Source organism: Corticimicrobacter sp. (assembly GCF_040137905.1).
Classification (GTDB): Bacteria; Pseudomonadota; Gammaproteobacteria; order Burkholderiales; family Burkholderiaceae_B; genus Corticimicrobacter.
Map to the genome: position 1 here is coordinate 50,799 of NZ_JBEFDG010000021.1, position 15,620 is coordinate 66,418.

The window sequence follows — 15,620 nt, forward strand, 5'->3', positions numbered from 1 at the left end:
TCCCTCCTTTCCTGACCCGATCAATCGCCATGTCTGTCATCGACCCGCGTCGCGGGTATCTGCTCGGTCTGACCGCCTATGTGCTGTGGGGCCTGTTTCCGCTGTATTTCAAGCTGCTGCAGGCTATTCCCGCCATTGAAATCGTTGCCCAGCGTGTGCTGTGGTCGGCCCTGCTGGGGCTGGTCCTGCTGCAATTCTGGAAGCATCCGGGCTGGTGGCGGGAGTTGCTGGCGCAGCCCCGCATGCTGGTTGCGCTGGCGCTGTGCGGTACGTTGCTGGCCGCCAACTGGCTGATCTATGTCTGGGCGGTCAATGATGGCCGCATGGTCGAGGCCAGCCTGGGCTATTACATCAGTCCGCTCATCAATGTCCTGCTGGGGCTAGTTGTGTTGCGCGAACGACTGCGACGGCTGCAATGGCTGGCCGTGGCGCTGGCGGCGCTGGGAGTGGTGCAGCAGATCTGGCAGGTGGATGGCGTGCCCTGGGTGGCCCTGTCGCTGGCCGGTTGTTTCGGTGTGTATGGACTGATCCACAAGCAGACCTCGGTTGCGGTGTTGCCGGGGCTGGTCGTGGAAACCTGGTTGCTGTTGCCGGTGGCGCTGGGTTGGCTGTGGCTGCATCCTTCGGCCGCCACGCTGGTGCCGGACTTCTGGCAGACCGGCACGGCCTGGCTGCTGGCGGCATCGGGGGCCGTGACACTGGTGCCGCTGATGTGTTTCAACATGGCCGCTCGGCACCTGCCCTACGCCACGCTGGGTTTCCTGCAGTACATTGCACCCACCTTGGTGCTGCTGCTGGCGGTGTGGTTCTATGACGAACCCTTCGATCCGGCGCAACTGGCGGCATTTTCCTGCATCTGGGCAGGTCTCTTGATCTATAGCGTCGATACCTGGCTGAACCTGCGACGTACACACCAGCGGTCGGGCTGAGACGGTTGGCATGGCGATGCGTATCACCTTGCTGCATTGTTTCGAGTTACGGATCCAGGTGGGGTTGCTGGCCTGGGCTGACCTGGACGAGGCGATCATCGATATGGCATGGCATCATCTGCCTGCGGAAGATGCCGCCGTCATCCGGCGCTACCAGCATGAGGCAGATCGTTTGCGCAGTCTGGGGGCCAGAATCGCGCTGGCCTGGATGTGGGCGCAGCAGGGCGGCCTGGCGGGGCCGTCGGTGAGGGGTGCGCACGCCCGAGCGGAGGGGCATCGTCCGGTACCCGACGGCAATCCTGCCTGGCCAATTCTGTCGCGGTTGCGCAAGGACCCGCATGGCCGGCCATGGCTGGATGCACAGGGCACCGATGACATGCCTTCAATCGGTTTCAGCCACGCTGGGGCCTGGTCAGTCTGCGCGGTGTCCCCCTCTGGAGAGCGTATCGGCGTCGATATCGAACAGCAGCCGGCAGATCCGGCTGGAATGGACAGTATCTTTTCGGCCGAGGAGCATGGGCGCTTGCGTACGGCTGCCTCTGCCGGTGTGGCTGCAAACAGGGCGCTGCTGAAGGGGTGGACCATCAAGGAAGCAGCGCTCAAGGCCATGGGCAGCGGGTTTCTTGCGGCCCCGCAGGCATGGCAGATCAGCCCGGAATGGCCTGCGATGGAGGAGGGAATGGGTACGATTCAGGGGCCACAGGGCGTGGCCCGCTGGTGCCATCTGGAAAGCCCCCCAGGCTATGTATTGACGGCTGCCCGTTTGGATTGAGACAGGTGTCATGGATATTTCCTTCAATATTTTCACGGATACCGCGACACTGGTCGTGTTTGATCTGGCTTCCCTGCGGCATCGCCTGTCCGATACGCCTGACTGGTGGAGCCTGCCCGAGGATGAACTGGATGAGATCAACCAGGGAAATGCTGCCTTCCTGAATCTGGGACAGGATGGCGTGCATGTCGTTGAAATTGTCGATAACCTGCTTGATTATTCGGGATCTGTCTATATTCGGGTGCCTTCCGGCCGAATTTTTGTGGGCGCAGGCGAGGATGTCACAGGCGGGGATCTGGAGCCGGATGACACGGCTGCCGTGTCCGGCCGTTTGATCGAGATGGCCCCTGGGTCGTATGCCGTGCGTTTCAGGCGGGACGGTGATGTCATTTCACTGTCTTTCGTGATTTCTGGCGAGTTCAGGAATCATGTCGAGGGGCCTGTCAGGCTGTAGAACGGGTTGATTTCGGGCTCTTAAGCCGCCGGCCCTGGCGTATTTCTGAAATTGCACGCCCCTATCGCAAACCCTGATAGACACGAAAAAGTCTGGTGTCGTTCAATAAGCCCATGATTTTAAAAATAAAAGTTCGCAATCCGAATTTTCAGGGTGGACGGCAATGGCAGATACTGCAAACAGCAAAAACACCATACAGTCCCTGGCCAAGGGATTCAGGGTGCTGGAGTCCTTCTCGGCGCAGGAGCCGCAGCTCACCATGGCCCAGGTGGCCCGGGCTGCGGGTGTCGATAACGCCACGGCTTTTCGTTTTCTCAATACCCTGGTCGAACTGGGTTATGTGCAGCGCGTACCGAATACCCGGCTGTTCGAGCTTTCGACCAAGGTTCTGAACCTGGGCTTCAACGCCATTGCGCATGCCGATTTGCGCACGCTGGCACGCCCCGTGTTGCGGAAACTGGTGGGACAGACCAACGAGGCCGCCTCGATCGGTGTATTGGAAAATGCCGAGATTATCTATGCCGAACGGATCCAGGCCGGACTGACCCGGCTGGGCGTGGATATCCGGATCGGCAGCCGGGTGCCGGTCCATTCGACCGCTATTGGCCACGCCATCCTGTCCAGCCTGCCCGAGAGCGAGCAGCGTGCCATTCTCGATGCCCGGCCCCGCCAGAAGCTGACCGAGAAAACGCTGGTCGACATCGATGCCTTGCTGGCACGGCTACAGCAGGTGCAGCAGCGTGGCTATGCCCTCTCCGACCAGGAAACCGTGTCGGGCCTCTATGTGATCGCTGCACCGATTCTCGATGCCGATGGCATTCCGCTGGCGGCCCTGAGTGTGGCGGCACCTGCGCTGAACACCACCTTGCCCCAATTCGAACAACTGGCCGCGCCTTCTGTCATGGAAGCGGCACAGTCCCTGTCACACGCCCTGCAGGCCACGGGCGGCGTGATTTCACCCAGGTAGGTTTCGTGCTGGCGTGCCGGCATATTTTTCATAAAAACATCAGGAGACAGACATGCAGGACATCAATTTCCACAGTGTGATTCCGGCGATTGCCGTGCCGTTCGATGACAATCTGGCCATCGACCGCGATGAGCTGACCCGCTTTTCGCGCTGGCTGGCCGGCCAGCCGGGGATCGGCGCACTGATGACCAACGGGCATACCGGCGAAGTGTTTTCCCTGACGCCGCTGGAGCGCGCCGAAGTGACGCGCATCACGGCCGAGGCGGTGCGGGGTATCTGCCCGGTGATTTCTTCGATTGTCTGCGAGGGCATACGCGAAGCGGTCGAGCAGGCCCGCCTGGCCAAGGAGGCCGGGGCCGATGCACTCGACATCATGCCGCCACACCACTGGCTGCGTTTCGGTTTCAAGCCCGAGCACTGCCTGGAGTATTTCACTGCCATCGGTGATGCCACTGGCCTGCCGCTGATCGTGCATGTCTATCCGGCCTGGACGCGGGCTTCGTTCTCCAGCGAACTGCTGGCCGAGCTGGCGCGCCTGCCTGCGGTGCGCGCCTTCAAGATCGGCACCCGTGAAATGAACAAGTATGCCCGCGACCTGGCGGCGATCCGCGCCGCTGATCCGTCGAAGGCGCTGCTGACCTGCCATGATGAATATCTGCTGGCATCGATGGTGCAGGACATCGACGGGGCGCTGGTCGGTTTTGCCTCGCTGGTGCCCGGCCTGATCCATGACCTGCTGCAGGCCGTCCGTGCCGGTGACCTGGCGCGTGCCATCGAGATCCAGGGCCTGATCACGCCGCTCAAGGATGCGGTCTACGGGGCAGGAGAGCCGACCGGCGAAGCCCATGGCCGCATGAAGGCCGCCATGGCGCGTGCCGGCATCATTCGCAGTGCGGCAGTGCGTCCGCCGACCCAGGGGCCCAGCGATGCCGAACTGCGTGCCATCGACGCCGCGCTGGAGCATGCCGGCCTGCTGCCAGTGGCAGCCTGATTCCAAGCTGCCGCCGCGTCCCACTGCGCCAGCAAGAGCCAGGGGACGCACCCGGCGGCCAATCCATGCTTCAGCGACAAGGAGACACAGATGCTGATTGCGGAAGAAGATCACGAGGTGCAAGCCGGTGCGGCGGTGGCAGACAGGGAATGCCTGATCTCGCTGCGTGGCCTGGGCAAGACATACATTACCCCGACAGGGCAGGTACGGGCACTGGACGGGCTGGACCTGGACATTGCCGATGGCGAGTTCGTCAGCATTGTCGGGCCATCCGGCTGCGGCAAGAGTACGCTGCTGCGGATGCTGGCCGGGCTGGACCCGTACGAAGAAGGCGAGATGCGGATGCAGGGACATCCCATCCAGGGGCCCTCGCGGGACGTGGGGGTTGTTTTCCAGGCTGCCAACCTGCTGCCTTGGCTGACGGTTCGGCAGAATGTCGAGTTGCCGCTGAGAGTCGGTGGGCGGCATGCCAACGATGGCCCCAGCGTGGACACTCTGCTCGACATGACCGGGCTGGGGGATTTCGGCCAGCGCTATCCCTATGAACTGTCGGGCGGCATGCAGCAGCGTGCCGGGATATGCCGGGCCCTGGCTCGCAATCCGCGCACCCTGTTGATGGACGAGCCGTTCGGGGCGCTCGACGCGTTGACGCGCGAACGCATGAATCTTGAGTTGCAGCGGATCTGGCAGACCAATGGCAAGACGGTGATCCTGATCACCCACAGCATTGCCGAAGCGATTTTCCTGGCAGACCGGGTCATTGTCATGTCGCCCCGGCCGGGCCGCATCCTGCGCGACCTGCATGTGGACATTCCGCGTCCGCGCACGTTCGACACCATTATCGGGCATCCCGAGTATGCGCGGCTATCGCGCGAGATCCGGGGCCTGCTCAATGCACGGGGAGACATAGAATGAGTACGCATGCAGTGACCATGCCGGCCATGCAGCAGCCGGCGCGCCGTATCCGATCGCGCTATAGGGACACCTGGATCACGCTGGCCGGGTTGGTGGTGATCCTGTCGGTCTGGACGCTCAGTGTGCGTCTGTTCGATGTGCCGACCTATATCCTGCCGGCACCCGAAGCGGTCTGGCAGGCCCTGTGGTCCGGGCTGGCCGTGTCACCGACCAGTCCGATCGGCTATTACCTGCCCCTGTGGAGCACATTCAGCAATGCCGCGCTGGGTTTCATGATCGGCACGGGCCTGGCCCTGGTGCTGGGCTCACTGATGGCCGAGAGCCGGACCATCGAAAAGCTGCTGATGCCCTATGCCTTCGCCTTGCAGAGTCTGCCCAAGGTGGCAATTGCCCCGCTGATCGTGATCTGGCTGGGGTTTGGCGATGGTTCCAAGATCGCCATTGCGGCGCTGCTGTCGTTCTTTCCTGTGCTGATCAACAGCTTCACGGGACTGCGCGCCATCGAGCCTGAGCGGGTGGATCTGATGCGGTCGCTGTCGGCCACGCGCTTCGAAACCTACCGCATCGTCAAGCTGCCCAATGCCGCGCCGTATATCTTTGCCGGACTCGACATGGCGGTGGTCTATGCCCTGCTCGGGACCATCGTGGCCGAGTTTCTGGGCGCGCAAAGCGGCATGGGCGTGGTGATTACGCAGGCCCAGGCCGTGACCGACGTGGCCGGTGTCTTTGCGGCGCTGGTGATTCTGGGGGCCATGGGGATCTGCCTGCATGCGCTGGTGCGCAGGCTGGAAAAACGGCTGATCCACTGGACCGACCGGGGGCGCTAGCGTTGCCTGGACAGGCCCGGCAACGGGTGATGGCAAGACCTCATGACAAGGCCGACTAGACAGGCCACATAAAGGAGCGAGACATGAAACGGATCGACAGACGGACATTTCTGGGGGCAGGGGCCAGCCTGGCAGCCTGGTCCATGTTGCCGGGTTTGGGCATGGCGCAGCAGGCAAGCGGCCTGCGGCAGGTGCGGCTGGGTGTGGGGCTCAAGGCCATGAGCCCGATCGTGATCAACCTGGTGATCGGGGAAATCCTCGGCTACAACGCGGCCGAGGGCTTCACGCTCAATACGCTGGCGCTGGGCACCAATGCCAATGTGCAGGTCGCGGTGGACCGGGGCGAGGTTGATTTCGGCGTGGGCGTGCCCTCGTTCGGCCTGCCGGTGCTGGCGCAGGGAGACTGGAAGCTGGCCCGTAATTTCTATCAGTACACCTACCCGTACAAGTGGGACATTGCCGTGCTGCCGGATTCGCCCGTGCAGTCCTATGCGGACCTGAAAGGGCTGCGTATCGGGGTGTCGGATTTCGGTGCCACGGACTATCCGGTCACGCGCAATGTGCTGCGCCTGCAGGGGCTGGACCCCGATGGCGATCTGCAGTGGATCGCGGTCGGCAATGGCGTACCGGCAGGGGTGGCGTTGCGGCGGCAGGCGGTCGATGCCCTGGCCTATTTCGATACCGGCTTCGGGCAGATCGAGGCGGCGGGCTTGCCGTTCCGGTTGCTGCCCCGGCCGGACAACCTGCCGCTGGTCGGTGGCCAGTTCCTGCAGACGCGGGTCAGCACACTGGACAGCCATCCGCAGTGGGCCGTGGGCCTGGGGCGCTCGGTCAGCAAGGCATCGACCTTCATCCTCGAGAATCCACGTGCCGGGGCGCTGGCTTTCCTGCGCATGTACCCGGAAACCGCGCCGCGCGGTGCCAGCCAGGACGCGGCCGTAGAGGCCGTGCTGCAGGCCATCTCGCGTCGCATCAAGCTGTACAGTCCGCCTTATCCCGATGTGCCGATGGGCTATATCGAGGTGTCGGAATTCCGTACCGAAGCCGACATGACGGGCCTGCAGATCGCGGATTATGCACCTTTCTATACCAATGACCTGATCGGGCAGATCGATGATTATGACCATGAGGCGATCCGTACCCAGGCGAGGAGCTACACATGAGCGTCGGCCCGCAGGAAGGCCGCCATGCCCTGGTGACCGGGGCGGTCTCCGGCATCGGGCTGGAGATCACGCGGCGTCTCGTGACGCAGGGCTGGCGCGTGACGGGCCTGGATCGACAGCCGGTGGCCTGCCCAGGGGTCGATTGCCGGGCGGTCGATCTGTCTGATGAGGCTGCCCTGTCGGCTGAACTGGCGACCCTCGTGCAGGTGGATGCGGTGGTACATGCGGCGGGATTCATGGCAGCCGCGCCACTTGGCAGCCTGGATTCGGAGGTAGGAAGGCGGCTGTGGCAGGTGCATGTGCAGGCAGCCGCCTTGCTGGTGGATGCGCTGGCCGGTCGCCTGCCGGATGTGACCGGACGGGTCGTGCTGATTGGCAGCCGTACGGCTGCCGGGATAGCCGGGCGTAGCCAGTATGCGGCCTGCAAGGCGGCACTGGTCGGTCTGGCCCGATCATGGGCGGCAGAACTGGCACCGCGTGGCGTGACGGTCAATATCGTGGCACCCGGGGCGACGCGCACGCCCATGCTGGACGACCCGTCTCGTCGCGGCAGCATGCCGGTGCTGCCGCCCATGGGGCGCTATGTCGAACCATCGGAAGTAGCTGCAGCGGTGTGTTTTCTGCTGGGCCGCGAGGCGGGATCGATCACCGGGCAGCAACTGGTGCTGTGCGGAGGCGGTTCCCTGGCGTAAGGCGAGTCAGCGGGGTGTGCCCAGTATGGCCGCCATCAGGCCGGGCCAGCGGGTATCGAGTTCGGCCCGGCGCAGCGAGTTGATGTGGGTGGTGCCGGCGTGGTGGGTGCAGACCAGGCCGGCATCGCGCAGCACCCGAAAATGGTGCGACATGCTGGATTTGGGGCGGCCGCCGTCCAGCTCGCTGCAGGTGGCTGCCGTGGTGGCGGCCAGGGTACGCACGATGTCGAGGCGCACGGGATCGCTGAGCGCGTGGAACAGGCGCTCCAGGGTCAGGTCTTCGACGGCAGGATGTTTGAAGGGACGCATGATTCGAATCATACCCATGAATCACGGTTTTGTTTTATTATTCGAATATTCTCGAATTATAGAATATGCCCGGCTCCACAGGCGAGCCGGTGCTGTCCTCAACGATCCATGCCGGATCAGCCGTCAGGAGAACCTGTTCATGTCGTCCCTGTTTCAGCCTTTTTCCCTTAAAGATGTGACGCTGCGCAATCGCATTGTCGTGCCGCCCATGTGCCAGTACCAGGCCCGGGATGGCGTGGCCAACGACTGGCACCAGGTCCACTATGCCGGTCTGGCGCGTGGCGGTGCCAGCCTGGTGATCGTCGAGGCGACCGGCGTCGCCCCCGAAGGTCGTATTTCTCCCGCCTGCCTGGGGCTGTGGAACGATACCCAGGCCGAAGCACTGGTGCCCATCGTGCAGGCCATCGAGAAGGCCGGTTCCGTGCCGGGTATCCAGATCGGCCATGCCGGCCGCAAGGCCAGCGCCAACGTGCCATGGGAAGGCGATGACCATATCGCGGCGGATGATCCGCGTGGGTGGGAACCGATCTCGCCGTCTGCGCTGGCCTTTGGTGCCAACCTGCCGCGCGTACCGCGTGAGATGACGCTCGACGACATCGTCCGCGTCAAGGCCGATTTCGTGGCGGCGGCGCAGCGGGCGCGTGACGCCGGTTTCCGCTGGCTGGAGCTGCACTTTGCGCACGGCTACCTGGGACAGAGCTTTTTCTCCGCCCACGCCAATCAGCGCACTGACGCCTACGGTGGCAGTTTCGAGAACCGCATCCGTTTCCTGCTCGAAACGCTGGCCGCCGTGCGCGAAGTCTGGCCCGAGAATCTGCCGTTGACGGCGCGTTTCGGCGTGCTTGAGTATGACGGCCGTGATGAGGAAACGCTGGTCGAATCCATCGAACTGGCGCGTCGCTTCAAGGCTGGCGGCCTGGACCTGTTGAGCGTGAGTGTCGGCTTTTCGACCACGCAGGCCAGCATTCCCTGGGGCGAGCCGGCTTTCCTGGGGCCGATTGCGCAACGGGTGCGCAGCGAGGCATCCCTGCCGGTGTCGGTGGCCTGGAATATGGGACAGCCTTCGGTTGCCGCACAGGTGCTGGCAGCAGACCAGGCCGATCTGGTACAGATCGGCAAGGGGCATCTGGCAGATCCACACTGGACCTATGCTGCAGCCAAGACGCTGGGCGAGGCCCATCCGTCGCAGTGGTTGCCGCCGTCGTACGAATACTGGCTGCGCCGTTATTGATCTTGTGCTGTCCGGCAGGTGCCTTGGGAGGTGCTTGCCGGGCAGATCAGGACGGCTGCTGGGCGGCCGCGGCCACCGGTGGCCGGGCCTGGATCGTGCAGATGCTGCCGACCGAGGCCAGGATGGTGCAGCCGATGGCCAGCCACTGGATGGCGGACAGGTGTTCGCCCAGCACCATCAGGCCCAGCAGTGCTGCCACGGCGGGCTCCATGCTGATCATGATGCCGAAGGCCTCGCGAGGCAGGCGCTTGAGGGCGACCATTTCGAGCGACATCGGAATGGCACTCGAGACCAGCGCAATGCCCAGGCCGAAGAACAGCAGTTTCCAGTCGAGCAGTGCCGTGCCGGCATGGATGATGCCGACCGGCAGTGCCACCATCGAGGCGACCACCAGGCCCAGCGAGACGATATGACCAGAATGCAGGTGGCTGGCACGCTTGCCGTAGATAATGTAGAGCGCCCAGCACAGGGCGGCACCCATGGCGTACAGCACGCCGACGGGGTCGAGCGAGCCGGCACGTGCGCCCAGCGGCAGGATCAGTCCCAGCCCGAGGGCGGCCAGGCCCAGCCACAGAAAATCGATGCGGCGGCGCGATGACAGCAGCGCCACGCCCAGCGGTCCGCTGAACTCGATGGCCACGGCAATGCCGAACGGGATGGTGCGCAGTGCCATGTAGAACATCAGGTTCATGACGCCCAGTGCCGCGCCGTACTGGATGATGGCGCGTGCATCCTTGCGGCTCAGGGGCCAGCGCCAGGGGCGCCAGAGCAGCAACAGAATCAGCGCCGAGAAGCCGACCCGCAGGGCGGTCGTGCCCTGTGCCCCGATAATGGGAAACAACTGTTTGGCAAACGAAGTGCCGAGGCCCAGCGCCGTGACCGAACCGAGCACCGCCAGAAAGGGCAGGGCGCGTTGGAACAGGGAGGCGTTCACGCTGTACTCCGGGTGGCCGTGGCCAGTCTGATCGCCAGTCCGAGGAACAGCAGGCCGGTGAGTCGGTTGAGCACGATCTGGATGCGTGGTGAGCGGGCCAGTACATGGCCCAGCGATCCGGCCAGCAGGGCGATGAGACTGAACACCAGCAGTGAGCAGAGAATGAAGACACCCCCCAGCAGCAGTAATTGCGGCGCAAGCGGACCGCGTGCCGGATCGGCAAATTGTGGCAGGAACGCCAGGAAGAAGATCGACACCTTGGGATTGGTCACGTTCATGATGATCCCGCGCAGGTACAGACGGTGCATCGGTACCGCTGGTACCTGGGACTGGAGTGTCGAGGCACCGGCTCGCCAGGCCTGCCAGGCGAGCCAGGCCAGATAGCCGGCTCCGGCGATCTTGAGCACGGAAAAAGCCAGCGCCGATGTCTTGAAGACCACGGCCAGCCCCAGCGCTACGGCACAGGTATGGACCAGCAGGCCGGTACACAGTCCCAGTACGATGATCAGCCCGGCACGGCTGCCGCGCAGCGTGGCCTGGGACAGGACGAACAGATTGTCAGGGCCGGGGGCCAGTCCGAGCAGAATCGACGCCATCGAGAAGGCGGCCAGGGTATCGAGCGGGAGCATGTCGGGCATGAAGGAAAGAAGCGCACGCCGACAGCCGGCATGCGCATCTGCCCATTGTGCCAGAACGGTGCATGACTTTGGATGGATGGGCATACAATCGTTGCTTTGCAGACAGGGAGCCAGGCGTGCGGTTGTGTATTTTTTCGGGATCTAATGCGGGTGCCCGGCCCGCGTACCGGGAGCAGGCTGCGCTGCTCGGCACGGCACTGGCGCGTGCCGGCATCGGGCTGGTCTATGGCGGGGCTTCCGTGGGCCTGATGGCAGCGGCGGCCAATGCGGCGCTGGCCGAGGGGGGGGAGGTGATCGGCGTGATTCCTCAGTCGCTGATCGACAAGGAAATTGCCCATACCGGCCTGAAAGACCTGCGCGTGGTCGGCTCCATGCATGAGCGCAAGGCGCTGATGGCAGAGCTGGCGGATGGCTTCATCGCCCTGCCGGGCGGCTGCGGTACGCTGGAAGAACTGTTCGAGGTCTGGACCTGGGGCCAGCTCGGGCATCATGACAAACCCTGCTCGCTGCTCAACATCGAGGGTTTCTACGACAGCCTGCTGGCCTTTCTGGACCATGCCGCCAGCGAGGCCTTCATGCAGCCCCAGCATCGCAGCATGCTGATCGTCGAGCGTGATATCGATGCGCTGCTGGCTGCGATCCGCAGCTATCAGCCTCCGCATGTCACCAAATGGATCAACAAAAGCTGATTTTCCTGTTGCCAGCGGCACACTCCGAGGCGGTATGATGGGGTAGACCGTGCCATTTGCGTGCATCTGCTTGCTATCTTGCACGCAATGGATACGGTTTCCATAAAAAACAGGGTTGGCCGACACCAGATTGGTCAGCACAGGAGACAGCCGTCATGGGGCAGCACGCCGATCATGCCGGGCGGACTGCGGTCGCGCAGAATGTCCAGGGCATCATGCAGTTCCTGCAGCAGCATCCGCCGTTCGACCAGATGGAGCAGTCGCACCTGCTGGCACTGGTCGAACACGCCAGTCTGGGTTTTCATGCGGCCGGTTCGGTCATTGCCTGTCCGGCCGATGGCGTGGCAAAACGCTGGTACCTGATCCGCCAGGGCATGGTCGAAGGCGTGCGTGGCGAGGCCGTGCCGGAACCCGGCACGGATGGATTCAGGCTCGGAGCGGGTGATGGTTTCCCGGTGGCGGCCCTGCTGGGCGAGCGGTCGACCCGTACCACCTATCGGGCGGTGGCTGACACATTCTGCCTGCAACTGGAGCTGGATGCCTATCTTCGGCTGCTCGACCTGTCCGAGCCGTTTCGCGCCTTTGCGATGCAGGGGGCCAGCAGCCTGTTCGGGCACCTGCACCAGCAGGTACAGATGCAGGCCAGTGCCCATCTGGGGGCTCAGTATTCGCTTGATTCGCGACTGTCGGATCTGATGGCGCGCGAGCCGGTGACCTGTGCACCCGAGACGCCGCTGCGCGAGGCCGTGCAGCGCATGCACGAGCGTCAGGTGGGCAGCATTGCCGTGACGGATGCCATGCAGCGTCCGGTCGGCATCTTCACGTTGCGTGACTTGCGGCGGGTGGTGGCCGGGGCAGACTTGTCGCTGGCAGAGCCGATTGCGCAGGTCATGACCCCCGATCCGGTCTGTCTGTCGCCGCTGGCCACGGCTTTCGATGCGGCCCTGTTGATGACGCGACGCCATATCGCACATGTGTGCGTGACCGATGCGGCGCGGCTGGTCGGCGTGATTTCCGAGCGCGATCTGTTTGCCTTGCAGCGCGTGGATCTCGTGCATCTGGCGCGCGCCATCAGCCAGGCCGACAGTGTCGAGACGCTGGTGGAACTGCGTCCGCAACTGACGCGGCTGGTCAATGGCATGCTGGCGCATGGTGCCGACTCCGTTCAGGTGGCACGGGTCGTCACGCAATTGAATGACCACATGACGACCCGCGTCATCGAATTGACACTGGATGCGCAGGGTGATCCCGGCGTGGCTTTCTGCTGGGTGGTATTCGGCAGCGAGGGGCGCGGCGAGCAGACGCTGCTCACCGACCAGGACAACGGCATCCTGTTCGAGGCAGACAGCCCGGAGCGCGCCGAGGCCGCGCGCGCCCGACTGCTGCCGCTGGCGCGTGCCATCAACCAGGCGCTGGATCGCTGCGGACTGACCCTGTGCAAGGGTAATATCATGGCCGGCAATCCCGAGCTGTGCCTGTCCGCGCAGGAGTGGCGCCAGCGCTTTGCGCGCATCATCCTTGAACCCGAGCCTGAAAATGTGCTGAAGGCGACCATTTTCTTCGACCTGCGCCGGCTCTGGGGGCCGGACAACGGTTTTGACCAACTGGTACGCGATCTGCTGGCCATGGTGGCAGACAGCCCGCGCTTCCAGCGCATGATGGCGCAGACGGCACTGAACCATCGTCCGCAGACCAGTGCCATGCGCGCCTTCCTTGGACAGGCGCTGGGCGTGGGCCAGGCGCTGCTGGACATCAAGACCGAGGCACTGACGCCGTTCGTGGATGGTGCCCGCATCCTGGCGCTGGCACAGGGCATCGGTGAGGCCTCCACGCTGGAGCGGTTCCGGCTGCTGGCCGAGCGGGGCGTGATCGAGCGCAGCGATGCCGAGGCCTATGCCAAGGCGTATGGTTACCTGCAACTGCTGCGCATGCGCCAGCATCAGCGCCAGGCCCAGGCGGGTGTGGCGTTGAGCAACCGGCTTGACCCGGCCAGCCTGGATGCGCTTGACCGGCGCATCCTGCGTGAATCGTTGCGGCAGGCGCGTCATGTACAGGAACTGCTGACTTTCCGGTATCGACTGTGAGCAGGCCCCGACCCGTACTGAAGTCTGGCTGAAACGATGGAGCGCGCATGATGGGATTGTGGTCGAAATGGTTTGGATGTCCGACTGTGCCCGGCAAGGCGCTGGATGCTGCCTTGCAGCGGCGGTTGGCGGCGTTGCCGGTGCGGGTTCAGGCTGGCGATATCCCGCTGGCACAGCAGCCGCTACTGGTGCTGGATCTGGAAACCAACGGCCTGGATACGCGGCGCGATCGAGTCCTGTCTATCGGTGCAGTACGGATCGAAGATGGCTGCATTCCCCTGGGCCGGTCCTTCGAGCGGATACTGTGTGTCGAGGCCAGCCTGCGCCCGGACAGTCAATTGATACACGGCCTGACCCAGGCCGATCTGGCCGAGGGCTCGGCACCTGCCGAGGCCGTGCTGGACCTGCTCGAATATGGCGCAGATGCCATCTGGCTGGCCTATCACGCAGAATTCGACCGGCGCATGCTGGCGCGCTGTGTGCGTGAAAACCTGGGGCTGGAACTGCGCCATGTCCCTTACGATGTGGCCGAACTGGCACCCATGCTGTGTCCTGATCTGGCCGTGCCGGGTGCGGGGCTGGATCACTGGATCGATGTGTTCGACCTGCCGATGCCTGCACGGCATCATGCCGTGGCCGATGCCATGGTCACGGCCGAAATCATGCTGGTCCTGTTGCAGCGTGCCCGGATGCAGGGGCTGCGGACATGGCACGAGCTTGATGCCGCCCTGGTCCAGTGGCGAGGTCGCCGGCGTGGCGACCGTGCGCTGGTGTGCTGAAACAGGCCCTAGGGCTGGATGTCAGCCGCTGCTGGAGCGGTTCGCAGCTCGGCCCAGCCTACCAGCAGTGCGAGTGCGGACAGTGTCAGGCCTGCGCAGGTGATCCCGGTCCAGCCGTAATGCTGGAACAGTCCGGCGGCTGTCAGCGATCCCAGGGCACCGCCCGTGAAATAGCACGTCATGTAGCCTGAGTTCAGGCGGTTGCGCACTTCGGGGCGCAGCTTGAAGATGGCGCTCTGGTTGGAGACGTGCAGCAATTGCAATGCGAAGTCGAGCACCAGGATACCGATGATCAGCGCAGCCAGGGAAACGGGTGCGAAAGCCAGTACACACCAGGAACCTATCATGCCGCCCAGTCCCAGGATGCCTGCCAGCCGGGAACGACCCCGGTCGGCGAGGCGACCGGCCAGCGAGGCGGCCAGTGCGCCGAATGCACCCGCCAGGCCGAACAGGCCGATGATTGCATCCGAGTAATCATAGGGCGGTGCCGACAGCAGGAAAGCCAGCGGTGTCCAGAACAGGCTGAAATTGGCGAATACCAGGAACCCCATCAGCGAGCGCTTGCGCAGCAGCGGCTCCTGGGCGAACAGCGCCAGTGCCGAGCGCAGCAACTGGCCGTAGCGCAGGCCGGCATTCTGCCGATAGCGTGGCAGGCTGCGGGCCAGCGCCAGGGCGGTGATGAACATGAGGCCGGCTGCCAGCAGATAGACCATGCGCCAGTCGGCAATCGACGAAATGGCACCGGCCACCGTGCGCGCCAGCAGGATGCCCAGCAGCAGGCCACTCATCAGCGTGCCGACGGCACGGCCGCGCTGCTCGGGCGCAGCCAGTGTGGCCGCCAGCGGCACCATGATCTGTGCTGCCACGGAAAACAGGCCGGTCATGGCCGTGCCCAGCAGTAGCCAGGGCAGGCCGGTCGCCAGCCCGCTGATCACCAGCCCCACGCCCGACAGCAGGATCATGCCGACGATCAGTCGGCGCTGCTCCAGCAGGTCGCCCAGTGGCAGCAGCAGGAACAGACCCAGTCCGTAGCCAAGCTGCGCCGCCGTGACGATGGTGCCGGCGTCAGTCAGCGACAGGCCGAACTGGTCCGCGATGGTCTGCAGCAGCGGCTGCGCATAATAGTTGCTGGCCACGGCCACGCCGGTGGCGACGGACATCAGCAGAATCAGCGCCTGGCTCAGCGGAGGCTGGCCGGTCGGGGTGGATGAGGATGACATGGGAAGGGATACGGCGATAGGGGCAC

Annotated in this window: 17 protein-coding genes; 13 read left to right on the top strand and 4 right to left on the bottom strand. The window is 64.1% G+C overall.

Annotated elements, in window-relative coordinates; genetic code table 11:
* Nucleotides 1-29 precede the first annotated feature (29 nt).
* From rarD to ABN482_RS02985, 9 genes are all read left to right on the top strand, one after another.
* The gene (rarD, locus tag ABN482_RS02945) at nt 30-929 is read left to right on the top strand and encodes an EamA family transporter RarD (RefSeq protein WP_349502590.1); all 900 of its coding nucleotides are present in this window, start codon (nt 30-32) and stop codon (nt 927-929) included.
* A gap of 10 nt (nt 930-939) precedes the next feature.
* The gene (locus ABN482_RS02950) at nt 940-1,701 is read left to right on the top strand and encodes a 4'-phosphopantetheinyl transferase family protein (protein ID WP_349502591.1); all 762 of its coding nucleotides are present in this window, start codon (nt 940-942) and stop codon (nt 1,699-1,701) included.
* A 10-nt stretch (nt 1,702-1,711) separates the two neighbouring features.
* Complete coding sequence (locus tag ABN482_RS02955) at nt 1,712-2,155, top strand: DUF6386 family protein (RefSeq protein ID WP_349502592.1); 444 nt, start codon at nt 1,712-1,714, stop codon at nt 2,153-2,155.
* Between the two features lie 163 nt (nt 2,156-2,318).
* Nucleotides 2,319-3,122 carry an IclR family transcriptional regulator gene (locus ABN482_RS02960; protein ID WP_349502593.1) on the top strand — a complete coding sequence of 268 codons (804 nt, stop codon included), beginning with the start codon at nt 2,319-2,321 and terminating at the stop codon, nt 3,120-3,122.
* Nucleotides 3,123-3,174: 52 nt separating this feature from the next.
* Complete coding sequence (locus ABN482_RS02965; protein WP_349502594.1) at nt 3,175-4,113, top strand: dihydrodipicolinate synthase family protein; 939 nt, start codon at nt 3,175-3,177, stop codon at nt 4,111-4,113.
* Nucleotides 4,114-4,203: 90 nt separating this feature from the next.
* Entirely contained in the window at nt 4,204-5,028 is an 825-nt protein-coding gene (locus ABN482_RS02970) for an ABC transporter ATP-binding protein (RefSeq protein ID WP_349502595.1), read from the top strand.
* The gene (locus ABN482_RS02975; protein WP_109062142.1) at nt 5,025-5,855 is read left to right on the top strand and encodes an ABC transporter permease; all 831 of its coding nucleotides are present in this window, start codon (nt 5,025-5,027) and stop codon (nt 5,853-5,855) included. Before ABN482_RS02970 ends, ABN482_RS02975 begins: the two co-directional genes overlap by 4 nt.
* Nucleotides 5,856-5,938: 83 nt before the next feature.
* Entirely contained in the window at nt 5,939-7,018 is a 1,080-nt protein-coding gene (locus ABN482_RS02980; RefSeq protein ID WP_349502596.1) for an ABC transporter substrate-binding protein, read from the top strand.
* Nucleotides 7,015-7,710: an SDR family NAD(P)-dependent oxidoreductase gene (locus tag ABN482_RS02985; RefSeq protein ID WP_349502597.1), complete on the top strand. Its 696-nt coding sequence runs from the start codon at nt 7,015-7,017 to the stop codon at nt 7,708-7,710. Before ABN482_RS02980 ends, ABN482_RS02985 begins: the two co-directional genes overlap by 4 nt.
* Before the next feature lie 6 nt (nt 7,711-7,716).
* Here ABN482_RS02985 and ABN482_RS02990 read toward each other — a convergent pair whose 3' ends face one another.
* Complete coding sequence (locus ABN482_RS02990) at nt 7,717-8,019, bottom strand: ArsR/SmtB family transcription factor (protein ID WP_349502598.1); 303 nt, start codon at nt 8,017-8,019, stop codon at nt 7,717-7,719.
* 139 nt (nt 8,020-8,158) lie between these two features.
* Here ABN482_RS02990 and ABN482_RS02995 point away from each other — a divergent pair, with 139 nt between their 5' ends.
* The gene (locus ABN482_RS02995) at nt 8,159-9,250 is read left to right on the top strand and encodes an NADH:flavin oxidoreductase/NADH oxidase (protein ID WP_349502599.1); all 1,092 of its coding nucleotides are present in this window, start codon (nt 8,159-8,161) and stop codon (nt 9,248-9,250) included.
* A gap of 46 nt (nt 9,251-9,296) precedes the next feature.
* On the opposite strand, the gene ABN482_RS03000 is transcribed toward ABN482_RS02995, so the two are convergent.
* Together ABN482_RS03000 and ABN482_RS03005 are read right to left on the bottom strand one after the other, a co-directional pair.
* Nucleotides 9,297-10,184: an EamA family transporter gene (locus ABN482_RS03000; RefSeq protein WP_349502600.1), complete on the bottom strand. Its 888-nt coding sequence runs from the start codon at nt 10,182-10,184 to the stop codon at nt 9,297-9,299.
* On the bottom strand, nt 10,181-10,813 hold the full coding sequence (locus ABN482_RS03005; RefSeq protein WP_349502633.1) for a LysE family translocator: 633 nt from the start codon (nt 10,811-10,813) through the stop codon (nt 10,181-10,183). The genes ABN482_RS03000 and ABN482_RS03005 overlap by 4 nt, the downstream gene beginning before the upstream one ends.
* 125 nt (nt 10,814-10,938) lie before the next feature.
* Between ABN482_RS03005 and ABN482_RS03010 the strand changes: the two genes are divergently transcribed.
* From ABN482_RS03010 to ABN482_RS03020, 3 genes are all read left to right on the top strand, one after another.
* The gene (locus ABN482_RS03010) at nt 10,939-11,511 is read left to right on the top strand and encodes an LOG family protein (protein WP_349502601.1); all 573 of its coding nucleotides are present in this window, start codon (nt 10,939-10,941) and stop codon (nt 11,509-11,511) included.
* A 155-nt stretch (nt 11,512-11,666) separates the two neighbouring features.
* Nucleotides 11,667-13,595 (top strand): DUF294 nucleotidyltransferase-like domain-containing protein, encoded by a 1,929-nt coding sequence (locus ABN482_RS03015; RefSeq protein ID WP_349502602.1) that lies wholly within the window; start codon nt 11,667-11,669, stop codon nt 13,593-13,595.
* Between the two features lie 47 nt (nt 13,596-13,642).
* Nucleotides 13,643-14,374 (top strand): 3'-5' exonuclease, encoded by a 732-nt coding sequence (locus tag ABN482_RS03020; RefSeq protein WP_349502603.1) that lies wholly within the window; start codon nt 13,643-13,645, stop codon nt 14,372-14,374.
* Between the two features lie 8 nt (nt 14,375-14,382).
* On the opposite strand, the gene ABN482_RS03025 is transcribed toward ABN482_RS03020, so the two are convergent.
* Nucleotides 14,383-15,594, bottom strand: coding sequence for an MFS transporter (locus ABN482_RS03025; protein WP_349502604.1), 1,212 nt, complete (start codon nt 15,592-15,594; stop codon nt 14,383-14,385).
* Nucleotides 15,595-15,620: the final 26 nt, after the last annotated feature.

What these genes read in the sequence shown, in the direction of transcription:
- rarD (WP_349502590.1), top strand. Translation starts at nt 30, where the DNA reads ATGTCTGTCATCGACCCGCGTCGCGGGTATCTGCTCGGTCTGACCGCC.
- ABN482_RS02990 (WP_349502598.1), bottom strand. Translation starts at nt 8,019, where the DNA reads ATGCGTCCCTTCAAACATCCTGCCGTCGAAGACCTGACCCTGGAGCGC.
- ABN482_RS02970 (WP_349502595.1), top strand. Translation starts at nt 4,204, where the DNA reads ATGCTGATTGCGGAAGAAGATCACGAGGTGCAAGCCGGTGCGGCGGTG.
- ABN482_RS02955 (WP_349502592.1), top strand. Translation starts at nt 1,712, where the DNA reads ATGGATATTTCCTTCAATATTTTCACGGATACCGCGACACTGGTCGTG.
- ABN482_RS02985 (WP_349502597.1), top strand. Translation starts at nt 7,015, where the DNA reads ATGAGCGTCGGCCCGCAGGAAGGCCGCCATGCCCTGGTGACCGGGGCG.
- ABN482_RS02980 (WP_349502596.1), top strand. Translation starts at nt 5,939, where the DNA reads ATGAAACGGATCGACAGACGGACATTTCTGGGGGCAGGGGCCAGCCTG.
- ABN482_RS02960 (WP_349502593.1), top strand. Translation starts at nt 2,319, where the DNA reads ATGGCAGATACTGCAAACAGCAAAAACACCATACAGTCCCTGGCCAAG.
- ABN482_RS02965 (WP_349502594.1), top strand. Translation starts at nt 3,175, where the DNA reads ATGCAGGACATCAATTTCCACAGTGTGATTCCGGCGATTGCCGTGCCG.
- ABN482_RS02995 (WP_349502599.1), top strand. Translation starts at nt 8,159, where the DNA reads ATGTCGTCCCTGTTTCAGCCTTTTTCCCTTAAAGATGTGACGCTGCGC.
- ABN482_RS03020 (WP_349502603.1), top strand. Translation starts at nt 13,643, where the DNA reads ATGATGGGATTGTGGTCGAAATGGTTTGGATGTCCGACTGTGCCCGGC.
- ABN482_RS02975 (WP_109062142.1), top strand. Translation starts at nt 5,025, where the DNA reads ATGAGTACGCATGCAGTGACCATGCCGGCCATGCAGCAGCCGGCGCGC.
- ABN482_RS03025 (WP_349502604.1), bottom strand. Translation starts at nt 15,594, where the DNA reads ATGTCATCCTCATCCACCCCGACCGGCCAGCCTCCGCTGAGCCAGGCG.
- ABN482_RS03005 (WP_349502633.1), bottom strand. Translation starts at nt 10,813, where the DNA reads ATGCTCCCGCTCGATACCCTGGCCGCCTTCTCGATGGCGTCGATTCTG.
- ABN482_RS03015 (WP_349502602.1), top strand. Translation starts at nt 11,667, where the DNA reads ATGGGGCAGCACGCCGATCATGCCGGGCGGACTGCGGTCGCGCAGAAT.
- ABN482_RS02950 (WP_349502591.1), top strand. Translation starts at nt 940, where the DNA reads ATGGCGATGCGTATCACCTTGCTGCATTGTTTCGAGTTACGGATCCAG.